Consider the following 14,609-nt stretch of genomic DNA (forward strand, 5'->3'; position numbering starts at 1 on the left):
AGATGTTGAAATGGTGGCAGGAAACGGTTTTTTATGAGATTTATATGCCGTCATTTAAGGATGGTAACGGGGACGGAATTGGTGATTTTAAGGGATTGCTTGAAAAAGTGCCTTATTTGGCTGAGCTTGGTGTTGGTGGCATTTGGTTGACGCCGTTTTACCCGTCTCCGAAAGTGGATAATGGCTATGATGTGAGTGATTATTATGCGGTGGACCCGGATTATGGTACGATGGCGGACTTGGAGGCGTTTGTCGAGGAGGCGCATCGGCACGGGATTCGGGTGATTGCGGATATGGTTGTGAATCATGTGTCGACGGAGCACGCGTGGTTCAAAGCGGCGCGTTCGTCGCGGGATAATCCGAAGCGTGATTGGTTTGTGTGGCGAGATACGCCGAATAATTGGGAATCGTTTTTCGGTGGTTCAGCTTGGAAATGGGACGACGTAACGAAACAATATTATTATCACAGTTTTGCGGAGGAGCAGGTGGATTTGAATTGGCATCATCCTGCTGTCGAGCGTGAGATTTGGAAGGTGTTCGATTTCTGGTTGGATAAGGGATTGGACGGTTTTCGGCTCGATGTGATTAATAATTTGACGTTGACGCGGGACTTTACGGATAACCCAACGGAGAACGGGGAGCAGCGACATCTCTTTGATAAGGATCAGCCTGGAATGCAAAAAATGATGGCGAAAATTGGTGCGCGGATTCGGACACGCGGTGATTATTTTACGGTTGGCGAGATTAGTTCGGATAAGCTAGCGGAGATTGAAAAGTACGCGGGGCTTGACGGGCTGGATGTGACGTTTAACTTTAATTTTGGCAGTGTGGCGAGTCGTGACGGGATTGTTGCCGAGCTTGCGCGAATGCAGCAGGTATATGCGGATGGCCGGATGCCGACGTTGTTTGTCGGGAGTCATGATATGAGCCGATCTTGGAATCGGTTGGCGGACGGGCGCGAGGATGTGGCGCAGTTGCTGGCGACGCTGATGTTGACGGCATACGGTGTTCCTTTTGTGTATTTTGGTGAGGAGATCGGGATGGCTGATTTTGTGCCAGAATCGATGCGTGAGATGCGTGATGTACAGGGCGTTTATGCGTATGAGCAGGCACTTCAAATGGGGAAATCGGAGCAGGAAGCATTGGTGTTGGCGCAAGAGAAGACGCGCGATAAAGCAAGGGCGCCGATGAATTGGCCAGAAGGGTTTTCACAGAAAGCGAATGCTTGGATTGGTGAGGTGACGCCTGATTTTGATCGTGGCCAACGCATGTTTGCTTTTTACCAAGCGTTGATAAAATTGCGGAAAACGGCGGATTTTTGTGAGTCTGGATATCGTGATTTTGAAGTGGACGGCGAATTCTTGACGTATGTTCGCGGCGAGCATCTCGTTTGCCTTAATTTCGGGAAAGCACGTGAGGTTCCAAACAAGTGGGGAAATTTGACGCTTGTTTTAGCTAATATGGAAGTGGCTGTAAGCGAAGAAATAATAGCGGTACCAGCGTTTGCGGCGGTAATTTTTAAGATATAAAGGAGTTTATTATGAACGATATTACAGTTTTATTGGAAGCTTATCGTGCGGAGAATACGTTGTCGCGAGTGGAGCGTTTGGCGTTTGTTGGCGCGGGGGATAAGGACGTGTATAATATCACGGCGCCGTTTATTGTGAACGGAGCGGAAGTGATCGCGGGACGAATCGAATCACGGGATAGTGAAATGGCGGAAATCGGCTTTTTTGAAAAACAGGATTTGGTGTGGGTTTTACTTGCTAATACGGCAAAACTTGCGTTACAAGATCCATTTATGACGCGGATCGATGGTGATTTAGTGATCGGCGGTGTGGAAGTGTTCCCAAGTGAAGCGGATCCAGAAAAATTGGCATGGCGGACTAGTTTGTATCGTGGCAAGGATCTGACGGACTTGACGCTGTTTTTTGAAGGGCCGGTCGGGATGAAGGATTTGCGTTTGAAACAGCTGCCGAGTGGTGAAATCGCCGTGTTAACAAGGCCTCAAGGTGAAAAGGGAGGTCGGGGTAAAATCGGCTTTTGCATGATAGAAAAGTTAACTGATCTAACGGTGAAATTGGTAGAAGATGCACCACTTTTAGCACCGCATTTCGCCGAGGATGAATGGGGTGGCGCGAACGAGGCTCACATTTTGAAAAACGGTAAATTAGGCGTACTTTGTCATATTGCTAATTTTGATGGGGCTGGTGATCGACATTATTATGCGGCAGCTTGTGTGATAGATCCAGTGACCATGGCGATGATGACGCCAATGGAGATTATTTCGGAACGCGCGGATTTTCTGCCTGGACCGAGCAAGCGACCTGATTTGGAAGATGTTGTTTTCAGTGGTGGATTGATTCGAAAAGTCGATGGAACTGCTGATTTATATGTAGGAATAAGTGATGCGGATGCGCAGAAACGCACAATTCGCGATCCGTTTATGAAATTTGAAGGATAGGGAGACTAGGGAATATGAATGTTTATCGTTATGAGGAAAATCCATTAATTACACCGGCTGATGTGGCGCCACATCGTCCAGATTTTGAGGTTCTAGGGGCGTTTAATGCAGGTGTTGCGAAGTATAAAGAGGAGACATTATTGCTTTTACGTGTGGCTGAAAAACCAATCAGTGAGGATCCAAATATTGTGAAAGCACCAGTTTTCAATGTGGAAACGCAAAAATTAGATATTTTAGAGTTCCGTTTAGATGATCCTGCGTATGATTTTGAAGATCCGCGCATGATTCGTACGAAAGATAAGATGGAAGGCTTTTCGTATTTGACGTCGCTATCTTATATTCGAATTGCGCGGAGCACCGATGGCCATAATTTCACGGTCGATGAAAAACCGTTTTTGTATCCGTTTAATGAATATCAAACGTTTGGTATTGAAGATGCGCGTGTGACGCAAATCGGCGACGTTTATTATGTGAATTTCAGCGCGGTTTCGGAGATGGGTGTAGCAGACGCAATGGTTTCAACGAAGGACTTTGTGAGTTATGAATATGAAGGTAATATTTTTGCACCAGAAAACAAGGATGTTCTCATTTTCCCTGAAAAAATAAACGGGAAATATTACGCGTTACATCGTCCAAGTTTGAAGAGTATTGGGAATTTGGATATTTGGATTGCATCTTCACCTGACCTACATAGCTGGGGGGATCACAGGCATTTACTCGGAATCCGTGATGGTTATTGGGATAGCGGTCGTATTGGCGGCGGTGCAGTACCAATTAAGACGGAAAAAGGTTGGTTGGAGCTGTATCATGGCGCTACAGTAGACCATCGTTATTGCATGGGCGCGATTTTGCTTGATTTGGATGATCCGATGAAAGTTCTAGCGCGGACCGAAACACCAATTTTAGAACCAGAAGCAGGCTATGAAAAAAACGGCTTTTTTGGCGATGTTGTTTTTGGTTGCGGAACGATTGTGGAAGGCGATATTGTTAAAATGTACTACGGTGTTGCGGATACGTCGATGGCTTGTTGCGAGATGAGTTTGGCGGAGATTTTGCAGCAGTTGGAGGATGAGAGCCGATGACTTGGCAGGAAAATTGGCTGAAATGGAGCGCGGCGTCGGAGGACGATGCGGCGCTCCAACAACAAATGACTGAATTATCAAACGACGAATTGAAGCGCGAACATTTTTATCGGTATTTGGAATTTGGAACTGGCGGAATGCGCGGGGAGCTTGGTTGTGGTACGAATCGGATCAATCGATATATGATTCGCTGGGTGACGAGTGGTGTCGCAGCGTACATTTCGGAGCAAGGACGGCAGGCGGATGGTGTGGCGATTGCTTATGATTCCCGGCATTTTTCCGCAGAGTTTGCGTTAGAATCCGCGCGAGTACTTGGCGCAGCAGGAATCAAGGTTTATTTGTCCGACACGCTACGCCCAACGCCAGAATTATCTTTCATGGTTCGCGAGTTGGGGGCGGCTGCAGGAATTGTCATCACCGCGAGTCATAATCCAGCAGAATATAATGGTTTCAAGGTTTACGGGGCAGACGGTTGCCAGATCACGCTCGATGTCGCTGCGAAAATAACGGCATATTTGGCAGATGTTTCAGACCTATTTGCGATTCCAATTGCAGACGAGGATAAGCTTTCACAGGCTGGTTTGCTCACTAAAATTGGCGTAGAAGCAGACGAGGCATATTTAAATAACGTACGCGTTGTGACTCAAAATCCGGAAATGACGCAAAAACATGGCGCGAAGTTGAAAATAGTTTACACGCCACTACATGGAACTGGTGAAAAACTCGTAACCAAAAGTTTGGCGCAGGCCGGATTTTCTAACGTTAGCGTTGTTCAAGAACAAGCCATTCCAGACGGTGCTTTTCCGACGGTGACTTCTCCAAATCCTGAGGATCATGCGGCATTCACGATGGCAATAGAAGTAAGTGATGATGCCGATATTCTGATGGCGACAGATCCCGATGCCGACAGAATTGGTGTTGCGGTGAAAAATGAGCAGGGTGAATATCAAATTTTAACGGGGAATCAACTAGGCGCCATATTGCTACATTATTTAGTAACACAGCCAACCATCCCAACCAATAGTGCGCTCATAAAAACGATTGTCACGAGCGATCTTGGCGAAAAAATAGCCAGTAGATATGGTGTTAAAACATACAATACATTGACAGGATTCAAATTTATCGGTGAAAAAATAGCGGAATGGGAAGCGACAAAAGAAGCACAATTTCTTTTCGGATATGAGGAAAGTTATGGCTATTTAATCGCGCCGTTCGTACGTGATAAAGACGCGATACAAGCAGCACTTTTAACAGCAGAAGTAGCCCTAGAATACCGATTAAAAGATCAAACACTATTCGAAGGCTTACAAGAAATCTATGAACAATTCGGCTACTACGAAGAATCGCTACACACGATCACGGCAAAAGGAGAAGAAGGTGTCGCGCATATTCAGAAAATCATGCAAACGATGCGAGCAGATACAACGATGAACGATATGATCGAGCGCAAAGAAGACTACCAGACAAGTGTAACGACAACCTACCCAACAAAGGTGGAACGAGAAATAACCTTGCCAAAATCAGATGTTCTAAAATTCCATATGACAAATGGCTCTTGGTTTTGCATCAGACCATCAGGCACGGAGCCAAAATGCAAAATTTATTTTAGTTGCGCCGGAGAGACATCAAATGAAGCTAAGCAACGTTTAAATCAGCTCGAACAACTGATCTTGGATAAAATACAGCAAATATAGTGATAAGGGGTGGGGAATCGTCATTAGATTTCTCACCTCTTGTTCTTTTATTCACAAAAGTGGTATCATATTCAGTGAAACGAGAATCCTAACTAGGAGGGCGACCCCATGCAAATATCTGATATGAAAAATCTTGGCAAGGTCAACGAGAAGAACCTGAATATAGTGGGTATTGAATCGGCAGAAGAACTTAGAGAAATGGGAACAGAAAAAGCGTATTTGCGTGTGAAAGAGCTAGTTGATGACGGCGCATGTATGCATTTTTTATACGCCTTAGAAGGAGCCATTCAAGATATCCCCAAAAAAGAAATCTCGGAGCAAAGAAGAAAAGAACTTCGACAACTTTATGAAGATCATAAAATGAGGTAATACAAAAAAATGGTTGGCATCGCATTTTCGGTAGAAACCGGGTGCGTGCCAACCATTTTTTAATTTCGCAAACCTTTAACCGTTTCCTCATCAGGCGTTACGAAATAAGTCGTTTGATTATCGTATGTCACATATCCGGGTTTTGCACCACTTGGCTTTTTCACATGTTTAATCAGAGTGGCATCCACTGGTACAGATCCAGATAACCTGGCTTTCGAATAAAAAGCAGCAATCATCGCGGCTTCCATGATCGATGTTTCGTCAGGATCAGGATCTTGAATCACGACATGAGAACCAGGCAAATCTTTCACATGGAACCATAAATCCGAATTTCGCGCGAGTTTATTCGTTAAATAATCATTTTGTTTATTATTTTTCCCAACTAAAATCGGCAAACCAGCACTGGATGTATATTGCTCTAGCGTAGGGTTTTTATTCGGCTTACGACTTCCTTTTTTCTGTTTATACTTGATGTAGCCTTGCTCAGCCAACTCCATCCGAATTTCCTGCACGTCTTCTGGCGAGGCATCTTCCAATTGTTGTTGGACCGTCTCCAAATAAGCAATTTCCTGCGTGGTCAGACGCATTTGCTCTTCCACGAACCGAACCGCTTTCTTCAACTTTTGATATTTATTAAATAAAAATTGGGCATTTTGTGGTGGCGATTTCCGAATATCGAGTGGGATCGTTACCGTTCCCATATTTTCATCGTAGAAGTTCGCAACCTCGATCTCCGTCATACCACGAGAAACCAAATGCAAGTTTGCCGTCAATAACTCACCAAAAACGCGGAATTCATCAGCACGCTCCGTATCCACAAGCGTTTGCTTTAATTTCTCAATCTTCAAACGATCGCGATCCAACTCATTCGCAAGCAATCGTTCCAAATCATGCGCCACTTGATGCACCCGATCACGCGTCGCTTTTCCACCGTAAAAACGATCTAATAAAGCGCCTAAAGAATCCGACTCCGCAGTGATCTCCGTGTCAGAAAGACGCATAAAATAGTAATCCTCTTTGTCATTTTTGTTAAAAAGGTTAGGTTCTGCCGGTTTCGCACAATCCTCGATCACACTGAAAAAAGCTTTTGGCAGTGTTTCACGATTCACTAATTCCGCGCGCGCTAACACCTCATTCGCAAGCAACGGACTAAATCCAGCAACTGCGCTTACAATTTGCTTTGCCATTTTGCCAGCGTTAAAATCAAGTTTCGCCAATAATTCCTCTTCCGTCACGTTCCACGGATCGAGCTTATCAGAAGATGGCGGTAAAATATAAGCAGCCCCAGGTAAAAGTGTTCGATAGCTATTAAAAGCTGGGGAAACATGCTTAATGCAGTCCACAATCGTTTCTTTCTCACGATCAACCAACACAATATTACTATGGCGTCCCATGATTTCGACATATAAATCGCAAAAACGCGTTTCGCCAATCTCATCTTTCCCACGAATCCCAAAAATCAAAATCCGATCATTGTCCACTTGGCGAATCGATTCAATGATCGCGCCCTCCATATATTTCCGCAATAACATACAAAACATCGGCGGTTGTGCAGGGTTTTCCATCGTTTCTTTCGTCAGTTGAATACGTGCATAGCTTGGGTGCGCTGAGATTAAGATGCGCTGGTTTTCCCGGTTTTTGCGAACATGTAACACGAGTTCATGCGCAAACGGCTGGTGTATCTTCATTATCCGCCCAGTTTCGCACTGTTCGGTCAGTTCTTCGGTCATTGCTCTTAAGAACATTGTATCAAATGCCATTTTTAAATCATTCCCTCAAAAAAATTATTCTTGCGTATTTAGCGAGCTTTCCATAGTTCCAGATGTATAGGAAATATCTAGCTCTAGTATGCCATCTTTCTTCACTTTTAGAATGCTGATGTAAACTGTACTATTCATTGTTGAACTCTCACCATCAATTTGTAAATTCTCTTCGTGTTTCTTACCCAGCATATCTGTGTAACTAAAAGTTAAACCGCCAGACGTCAAGTCAACAGGCGATTTTTTAATCTCTTTTGTTTCCTCATTTTTGAGCGCCGGAATCGTCGCAATCGTGTTTCCTCCATTAGTTATTGTTATTTCTGATGACGCATCCCCACTATAATTATCAGCAGTAACAGCAAAGTCGTTACTTGGCGGTGAAATGATAAAGCGGAATAGCAAACTAAGCACTAAAATCAGAACTAAAACCAAACTAAATATCAATAAATTTTTCTTCATGCAGTCGAAGTCTCCTTTTTTCTTTTATTGTACCATAAGAATGACAAAACTTGTGTCTAAATCACGCTTTTAGATGTATTATCTCCCGTTTTTTGTTATAATGAAGAGGTGAAATTAGAATGCGAGAGGCTGATCGAGATGGTAAAAAGTATGACTGGATTCGGGCGAGCGGGAAAGCAATCAGAGAATTTCAAAGTAACCGTTGAGTTAAAAGCAGTAAATCACCGCTATTTGGAAGTTTTATTCCGGATGCCGCGGGTATTTGCCTATTTGGAAAGTAAACTGAAAAAAAGTGTTGCCGAGCAGATAAAACGTGGCCGAATTGAGTGCGCCATCACGATTGAAGGCAACAAAGCGACAAAAGAAAAACTAGTGGTGAACTGGGATTTAGCGGACGAATATATCCGTTTTATGCGTCAAGCAACGGAGCGCTATCAAATGACCGAACCGTTAAATATTCAGGAACTTCTACTTGATCCGCGGTTCCTTGAGATTGTCGAAGGGAACGAACCCGATTCGGAGCTGGAAAACCTACTTCTTGGTGCTACAACAGCTGCTTCCAAACGTTTAGATGAGATGCGCGCAGTAGAAGGCAATGAACTTGCGCTTCATCTAAAACACCACCTTGATATGATCTCCAAATACTTACAAGAAATACAAGCCTTTGTTCCAGAAATGGAAACGACTTACCGCGAACGCCTAGAAAGTAGGTTACTTGGCTATGTTGGCGAAGATTTCGATAAGGCACTTGTCTTATCAGAAATTGCGATTTTACTTGAGAAATCAGACATCAATGAAGAACTCGAACGAATGGGCAGCCACGTGAAGCAGTTTTCGCATATACTTTTACTCGAAGAACCGATTGGCCGAAAGCTCGATTTTCTCATTCAAGAGATGAATCGTGAAATAAATACGATTGGATCGAAGGCTAGCCATTTAGAAATTACGAATCGTGTGGTAGAATTAAAGACGACACTTGAAAAAATGCGCGAGCAAATCCAGAACGTGGAATAATTTTTCAAGCAGTATGATATTTTAGAAAAGAGGAACGCAAACATGACAGATCGAGGACTTCTCATCGTTTTATCTGGTCCTTCTGGAGTTGGGAAAGGGACGGTTAGAAAAGCAGTTTTTGACGACCCGACAACTTCATTTGAATATTCTATTTCGATGACAACCCGTAAGGCGCGGGAAGGCGAAGTGGATGGCGTGGATTATTATTTCCGCACGAAGGAACAATTTGAGCAGGCGATTGCGGATGGCAAAATGCTAGAATACGCGCAATATGTCGGTAATTATTACGGAACGCCGCTTGAATATGTAGAAGAAATTTTGGTAGCGGGAAAAGATGTTTTTCTGGAAATCGAGGTTCAAGGAGCGTTACAAGTACGCAAGGCGATGCCAGAAGGAATATTTATTTTTCTAACGCCGCCAGACTTGAGTGAGCTGAAAAACCGCATTATAGGGCGGGGTACAGAGTCTATGGACGTTGTCGAAGAGCGGATGCGTGAGGCTCGCCATGAAATTGAGATGATGAACGCCTATGATTATGCCGTCGTTAATGATATAGTAGATAATGCCGTTCAAAAAATTAAGGGAATCGTTCAGACCGAGCACTTAAAAACAGAGCGCGTCATTCATAAGTATGAAAAAATGTTAGAGGAGTTGGAATAGATGTTATATCCATCAATTGATAATTTGTTGTTAGTTATTGACTCAAAATACTCGCTAGTAACCGTAGCTGCGCGTCGTGCCCGTCAAATGCAAAAAGACCACGACCCAGGTACAATGGATGATTTCAAATCGCATAAAGCGGTAGGGAAAGCGTTAGAAGAAATTTATGCAGGGAACTTAGTTATGGGGAAAGACGCTAAATAAGTACTGCTAAAAATAGAGGAGTAAGAATCGCAATTTGGATTCTTACTCCTCTATTTTTATGTTCCTTCATATAATAAATCATTTAAAAGATTCAAATCCTTCACAACCCATGGACGTTTGGAAGAATCAATGACGTTCATATCACGTAACTCTTTTAAAATCCGAGACGTGTACCCCCGTGAAGTCCCCGCAATTTCAGCTAGCAATTCATACGTCATGAAATTTGGTAACTCATACGCTTGGTTCGAACTTAGCAACGACATTTTTTCCGTCAACTCGACTAGAGCATGTAAAATCCTTTTTTTCGAGTCGAGTGATTTTCGTATGAGCGCATTGCCGAGGTGTATTTGGACAGTGGAAAGGAAATTGAGCTGTAAATAGTTTCTAGGGTCTTCTAATTTAACGGTCGATAGCATAAAGTTAAAGTCGACTACCCATACTTGAGCATCTGTTAGTGCGATAAAATCAAGAACAGGATGCATTCTCTCTTTTAATAGAGGGAAATTGAAAATATCATCGTGCTGGAAAAAGGAAATGAGCATTCTTCCTGTGAGCCTAGATTCGTAGTAACCAGAGAAATCTCCTTTCTCCACCATATAAAACGAACCGCGAGTTAAGGGTGTTAGCTGTATGCTTTCGCCTTTTTTTAGTGTGCGTTGGTAGCAGTACTTACTGAAGGCAGGATTTTTTCGTAATAGCTTTAAAACTTGCTCTACAGAAAAAAAGGCGTGTAGTTCTGATTCATGATACATTGATTTTCACTCCTTTATGTAGGTATAAATGTACCTATAATGATGGGTTTTCGGTACATTTAAGACGGAAACATTAGAAATTGGCTTTTTTAAAATGTTCATAAAGATGTCAAAAAACGCTATTATACGCATTTTCATGAACATTTTTACGTAAAATGAGCATCTATATATCTATTTTACCCTCATTTGTCTACATATATACCTGTAAGCACAAAAAACTTGAAATTAGAGTGCGTGGTATGATTAGTCCATGGAAAAGAGGTAAACAAGTTTAGATGAAAGTTTACCACATAGGAGGTGGCAATGATGAAACTTCTTAGACGTACAATGGCAGTAACACTTGTTTGTAGCTTTGTAGTAGCGAGTGTGGCGCCAGTAATGAGTAGCGCAGAAACTTCGGTAGAAACAACTTCGGAAATAAAGACGGAGAGTAAAGCAGATGAAACAACACCTGAAACGCCTGAAAAGAAAGTGGTCAAAGGTTCGCGATTACAAGCAACAGCGAATGTAGCCAACGTGACAGATTATCTACAACTAGAAGCAGCGATGAAAGATGTTACGATAACAGAGATTAACATTATGAATGATATTAACTTTTCGAACTATACAACAGGAAGTGCGGCGGAATCGAATCTTAGCATTCCGACAAGAAGCATAACTATCAACGGGAATGGCAATACGGTCGATTTTAGAAGTCGTGGTTATTTAATGTCATTCGGATCGAATAAGGTCGATATTGTGATAAAGGACATCAAGATGTTCGGTAGAAATTACTGGGGTCCATTACGCTTATCGGGAACGGCTGGTAAAGGTACGCAGCTCACCTATCAAAATATTGAATACACGGGTGCTCAGTTGACATGTTCATATGAGGCTGATGTAAATATTATTGGACATGTCACGAATAGTTCGGTGAATTCGTATGTCTCACCATTTGATGGGGTTACCTACGCGGCTTTGACAAACCAAGTAAACCTTGAAATCACGAATATTAATTTCTATGAGAACTCGATTTATACAGGTTCCACGACGAATGCGACGGTGATTAATCTCGGTAATGGTGGAACAGCGACGGTTGGCAAGAATGCTGAAGTGTACTTGCTACGTGGTGGTAGTGCTGGTGAAGAAGGAACGTGTACTTTTAAAATTGATGGGAATTTGAATATTAATGATGGCGCATTTGTGCAGATTCGTACGGAGCCAGGAAGTACAGCTGGTGGTATTAAGCTGAATAGTAGTGGAAGTTCGTTGCATATTAGCGAAAATGCAGAATTAATGGTAAATACATTAGGCGCTACATCTGATACACGAAACCCGATTTATATTGCTTCTGGAGCTTCTTTAAAAGTTGATTCTGGCGCTAAATTGAATATACGCGCTGAAAGTACTGGAACATCGACGGGTGCTGCGATTTATACGGGTGATAATAGTAGCTTTATCGTCGCTAAGGACGGTACATTCGATGTTCAAACAGACGGAACTGGTTCTAAATACTTGATTCGGATCGGTAACGCGTCAACTTTCCAATTTGCCGATGCTAAACGGGTGAATTTGCAGCTGAATAATACGAATACGGGTAGCCGACTGATTTATATGTATGGTACGTCTGGGAAACTTAATGTCGACGTTCAGTCGGTGAAGGCTTGGACTGGAACGGATTGGAGAGATGACGGGAACGAAACATACCTTTGGAATCCGATGTATGGCATGAATATTAAATTCAGCAGTTCAAATGTAAGTTCGGTGACGGCGAATTCGGTAAATGAGGCAACGCAATCAAGTTTCATTCAAAATTTCCGGACGCAGAATTTCCGACGTGTGTTATTTGAAGGGATTCCGGATGTGTCGGTTTCTATCAATACTTTAACGGATGACAAGACGGCTGAAAATAGCCATGTTATTACGGGTGTGACGAATCCGGGCGCTTATGTCAAACTGACTGGTGACCCAGCGATTCCAGTGGGAACGATTGCTTCTCAAGATTTCAACGACGCGAATATGTATCACGCGATTGCGGACGCAACAGGTAAGTACAGCTTCATTTTACCAGCAGGAAGTTATGTTTCAGCAGGAAATCAAGTGACCGCTTATTCCTATTTGAATGGTAAATCAGCGACGGCCAGCACGATTGTAAAAGATGTAGTAGCACCTGATGCACCGACGCTAAATGCGATTAGTGATAAGGCAACTACTGTGACGGGTGACGCCGAAGCGAATGCCACAGTGACGGTTTACAAAAAAGCAGACAACACAATTTTAGCGACTGGAAAAGCAGATGGCAGTGGTCATTATAGCATCACAATACCAGTGTCCGAACGTCCAATTACACCTTACATTGCATGTTACGCGGTAGCAACAGACGCTGCTTCCAACACGAGTGAACATTCGGCGGACGTGATCGTAACCGATACAACGAAACCAACAGCGACGGCAGTGACGCAATATGCAACAGTTGGTGATACTTTTACAACAAATGCAAAGAGCTTAGTTACAGATGTTTATGATAACGCTGGAACTAGTGACGACAACCTCACATATACAATCGACACGCAACCAGATTTGAGTAAAGTTGGTTATACGACGGCTCAAACGACTATCTGTGACCGAGCAGGAAACACGATGACGGTTATTGTTCCGATTTTTGTGAAAGACGCTGGGACCGTAAGCGACGAGCAAACGATGTTACAGGCAACCGACATCACGATACAAGTAGCCGAGTATCCAGACAATGAAGCCGAATTAAACACACTTATCAAAACTCGTTCTGGTGTCAAAGCTTGGGCGATCCCAAGTGGCGCAGATATTACGAGCCAAGTTACCCTTGATAAAATGGGCTTGCCGAATACACCTGGGAAATATAACGTAAGTTTTTCCGTTAACGGTCTCGAAAAACGAATCGAAGTAACGGTGCAAGATGGCTCTTTATCACTTGGAACCGCGACAGAAAACATCTCGTTTGGTGAACAAATGATTACGTCAAAAGCAAAAACAGTGAAGCCTATTGATGACGTTCAACTCTTTGTGAGTGACACAAGAGGCGAGCCTTCTAATTGGCGAGTGAATGCTCAGTTAGAAAGCCCATTACAAACAGCAGATGGCAAAGTTTTAGAAGATGTATTAGCAATTCAGACAACAGAAGGTGAAACATCACTTAGCACGGAAAACGCCATTCCAGTTTACTCCAATGATGCATTACAACGCGGTTTAACGGAAATCAACTTAAATTCGAACGAAGCATCTTTAGTGATGAACGTGAAACCAGGAACTGCTATGGCAAATAAAGAATACCGTACGAATGTTAGATGGACCTTAGAAGATGCCCCTTGATACTCGAGTTCAGTTTTTAGTAAGACTTGACTCTTTTATTATAAAAAATTCAGAACAAGAAGGAGAAATATATAATGATGAAATTAAGTAAAGTAGCACTAGTAGGTATTTTGGCAGCGAGTAGTTTAGCGATTTATGCAGCGCCGTCACAAGCAGCGGTAGTTGGCACAACGACTTCGAAAGCGGATATTATTTTTAAAGAGGATGATGGCACGACGCCGACAAATCCGATTGATCCGACGAATCCTGGCGATGATGTAACGCCAACAGATCCAGATGCGCCAACGCCAACAACAGGTGCGCTACGTTTGGATTACGTTTCGAACATTCATTTCGGTGAACAAACGATTTCTGGTAGCGACACAACATACAAAGCGAAATACGATGAAGTGGTGCTAAAAAGTGATGGCAGTACGAAATATGTACCAACTTTTGCGCAGGTGACAGATAACCGTGGAACGAACGCTGGTTGGAAATTACAGGTGAGCAATGATCAATTTAAAGCTGGATCAAGCGAGCTTACGGGTGCGGTATTGACGCTTAAAGATGCGGAATTGAACTCGGCAAATGCGGCGAAACCGATGAATAATCAAAACGTTGTATTGAGTGGAAATAGTACCATGCAAGACGTTGTCAACGCACCGGTTGATTCTGGGATGGGTGTTTGGACGAACGCTTTTGGTAACACAGTCGGTGCCGATGCTAATGCTGAAAATGCGAGCGTAACATTGAAAGTTCCTGGTGAAACGAAGAAAGATAAAGACGCGAAATATGTAGCAACATTGACTTGGACATTAACTGACACACCTGACTGATTGTAATAA

13 protein-coding genes are annotated in these 14,609 nt (G+C 43.1%); 10 read left to right on the forward strand and 3 right to left on the reverse strand.

Annotated features, from left to right (window positions below):
• Positions 1 to 5 precede the first annotated feature (5 nt).
• From UE46_RS07405 to UE46_RS07425, 5 genes are all read left to right on the forward strand, one after another.
• Positions 6 to 1,529 (forward strand): alpha-amylase family glycosyl hydrolase, encoded by a 1,524-nt coding sequence (locus UE46_RS07405; protein WP_036060170.1) that lies wholly within the window; start codon positions 6 to 8, stop codon positions 1,527 to 1,529.
• Between the two features lie 11 nt (positions 1,530 to 1,540).
• The gene (locus UE46_RS07410; RefSeq protein ID WP_036060063.1) at positions 1,541 to 2,464 is read left to right on the forward strand and encodes a DUF1861 family protein; all 924 of its coding nucleotides are present in this window, start codon (positions 1,541 to 1,543) and stop codon (positions 2,462 to 2,464) included.
• A gap of 14 nt (positions 2,465 to 2,478) precedes the next feature.
• A complete protein-coding gene (locus UE46_RS07415) occupies positions 2,479 to 3,546 on the forward strand; it encodes a BtaManbiosPhlase (RefSeq protein ID WP_118907511.1) in 1,068 nt (355 codons plus the stop codon).
• Positions 3,543 to 5,240, forward strand: coding sequence for a phospho-sugar mutase (locus UE46_RS07420; protein ID WP_036060065.1), 1,698 nt, complete (start codon positions 3,543 to 3,545; stop codon positions 5,238 to 5,240). Before UE46_RS07415 ends, UE46_RS07420 begins: the two co-directional genes overlap by 4 nt.
• A 108-nt stretch (positions 5,241 to 5,348) precedes the next feature.
• Entirely contained in the window at positions 5,349 to 5,609 is a 261-nt protein-coding gene (locus UE46_RS07425) for a TfoX/Sxy family protein (RefSeq protein WP_036060067.1), read from the forward strand.
• Positions 5,610 to 5,668: 59 nt separating this feature from the next.
• Here the strand turns inward: UE46_RS07425 and UE46_RS07430 are convergent, their stop codons facing one another.
• Both UE46_RS07430 and UE46_RS07435 read right to left on the reverse strand, forming a co-directional pair.
• Entirely contained in the window at positions 5,669 to 7,369 is a 1,701-nt protein-coding gene (locus UE46_RS07430; protein ID WP_036060068.1) for an Rqc2 family fibronectin-binding protein, read from the reverse strand.
• A gap of 24 nt (positions 7,370 to 7,393) precedes the next feature.
• The gene (locus UE46_RS07435; protein WP_036060069.1) at positions 7,394 to 7,828 is read right to left on the reverse strand and encodes a hypothetical protein; all 435 of its coding nucleotides are present in this window, start codon (positions 7,826 to 7,828) and stop codon (positions 7,394 to 7,396) included.
• Between the two features lie 138 nt (positions 7,829 to 7,966).
• Here UE46_RS07435 and UE46_RS07440 point away from each other — a divergent pair, with 138 nt between their 5' ends.
• Genes UE46_RS07440 through rpoZ form a run of 3 tightly spaced genes read left to right on the forward strand, consistent with a single transcriptional unit; the run spans position 7,967 to position 9,706 of the window.
• A complete protein-coding gene (locus UE46_RS07440) occupies positions 7,967 to 8,842 on the forward strand; it encodes a YicC/YloC family endoribonuclease (RefSeq protein WP_036060070.1) in 876 nt (291 codons plus the stop codon).
• Positions 8,843 to 8,884: 42 nt separating this feature from the next.
• Positions 8,885 to 9,502 carry a guanylate kinase gene (gmk, locus tag UE46_RS07445; protein ID WP_036060072.1) on the forward strand — a complete coding sequence of 206 codons (618 nt, stop codon included), beginning with the start codon at positions 8,885 to 8,887 and terminating at the stop codon, positions 9,500 to 9,502.
• A complete protein-coding gene (rpoZ, locus tag UE46_RS07450) occupies positions 9,503 to 9,706 on the forward strand; it encodes a DNA-directed RNA polymerase subunit omega (protein ID WP_036060073.1) in 204 nt (67 codons plus the stop codon).
• 56 nt (positions 9,707 to 9,762) lie between these two features.
• Here the strand turns inward: rpoZ and UE46_RS07455 are convergent, their stop codons facing one another.
• Positions 9,763 to 10,302 carry a Crp/Fnr family transcriptional regulator gene (locus UE46_RS07455; RefSeq protein ID WP_233231003.1) on the reverse strand — a complete coding sequence of 180 codons (540 nt, stop codon included), beginning with the start codon at positions 10,300 to 10,302 and terminating at the stop codon, positions 9,763 to 9,765.
• Between the two features lie 459 nt (positions 10,303 to 10,761).
• Here UE46_RS07455 and UE46_RS07460 point away from each other — a divergent pair, with 459 nt between their 5' ends.
• Complete coding sequence (locus UE46_RS07460; RefSeq protein WP_118907512.1) at positions 10,762 to 13,785, forward strand: pectate lyase-like adhesive domain-containing protein; 3,024 nt, start codon at positions 10,762 to 10,764, stop codon at positions 13,783 to 13,785.
• Positions 13,786 to 13,859: 74 nt separating this feature from the next.
• A complete protein-coding gene (locus UE46_RS07465; RefSeq protein WP_051492865.1) occupies positions 13,860 to 14,600 on the forward strand; it encodes a WxL domain-containing protein in 741 nt (246 codons plus the stop codon).
• Positions 14,601 to 14,609 lie beyond the last annotated feature (9 nt).

This window comes from Listeria weihenstephanensis (assembly GCF_003534205.1).
Lineage (GTDB): Bacteria > Bacillota > Bacilli > Lactobacillales > Listeriaceae > Listeria_A > Listeria_A weihenstephanensis.

Bases quoted from the DNA above. Each gene is read 5' to 3' on its own strand.
- UE46_RS07420 (WP_036060065.1), top strand. From the start codon at position 3,543: ATGACTTGGCAGGAAAATTGGCTGAAATGGAGCGCGGCGTCGGAGGAC.
- UE46_RS07440 (WP_036060070.1), top strand. From the start codon at position 7,967: ATGGTAAAAAGTATGACTGGATTCGGGCGAGCGGGAAAGCAATCAGAG.
- UE46_RS07425 (WP_036060067.1), top strand. From the start codon at position 5,349: ATGCAAATATCTGATATGAAAAATCTTGGCAAGGTCAACGAGAAGAAC.
- UE46_RS07435 (WP_036060069.1), bottom strand. From the start codon at position 7,828: ATGAAGAAAAATTTATTGATATTTAGTTTGGTTTTAGTTCTGATTTTA.
- UE46_RS07455 (WP_233231003.1), bottom strand. From the start codon at position 10,302: ATGGTGGAGAAAGGAGATTTCTCTGGTTACTACGAATCTAGGCTCACA.
- rpoZ (WP_036060073.1), top strand. From the start codon at position 9,503: ATGTTATATCCATCAATTGATAATTTGTTGTTAGTTATTGACTCAAAA.
- UE46_RS07415 (WP_118907511.1), top strand. From the start codon at position 2,479: ATGAATGTTTATCGTTATGAGGAAAATCCATTAATTACACCGGCTGAT.
- UE46_RS07460 (WP_118907512.1), top strand. From the start codon at position 10,762: ATGATGAAACTTCTTAGACGTACAATGGCAGTAACACTTGTTTGTAGC.
- UE46_RS07410 (WP_036060063.1), top strand. From the start codon at position 1,541: ATGAACGATATTACAGTTTTATTGGAAGCTTATCGTGCGGAGAATACG.
- UE46_RS07465 (WP_051492865.1), top strand. From the start codon at position 13,860: ATGATGAAATTAAGTAAAGTAGCACTAGTAGGTATTTTGGCAGCGAGT.
- UE46_RS07430 (WP_036060068.1), bottom strand. From the start codon at position 7,369: ATGGCATTTGATACAATGTTCTTAAGAGCAATGACCGAAGAACTGACC.
- gmk (WP_036060072.1), top strand. From the start codon at position 8,885: ATGACAGATCGAGGACTTCTCATCGTTTTATCTGGTCCTTCTGGAGTT.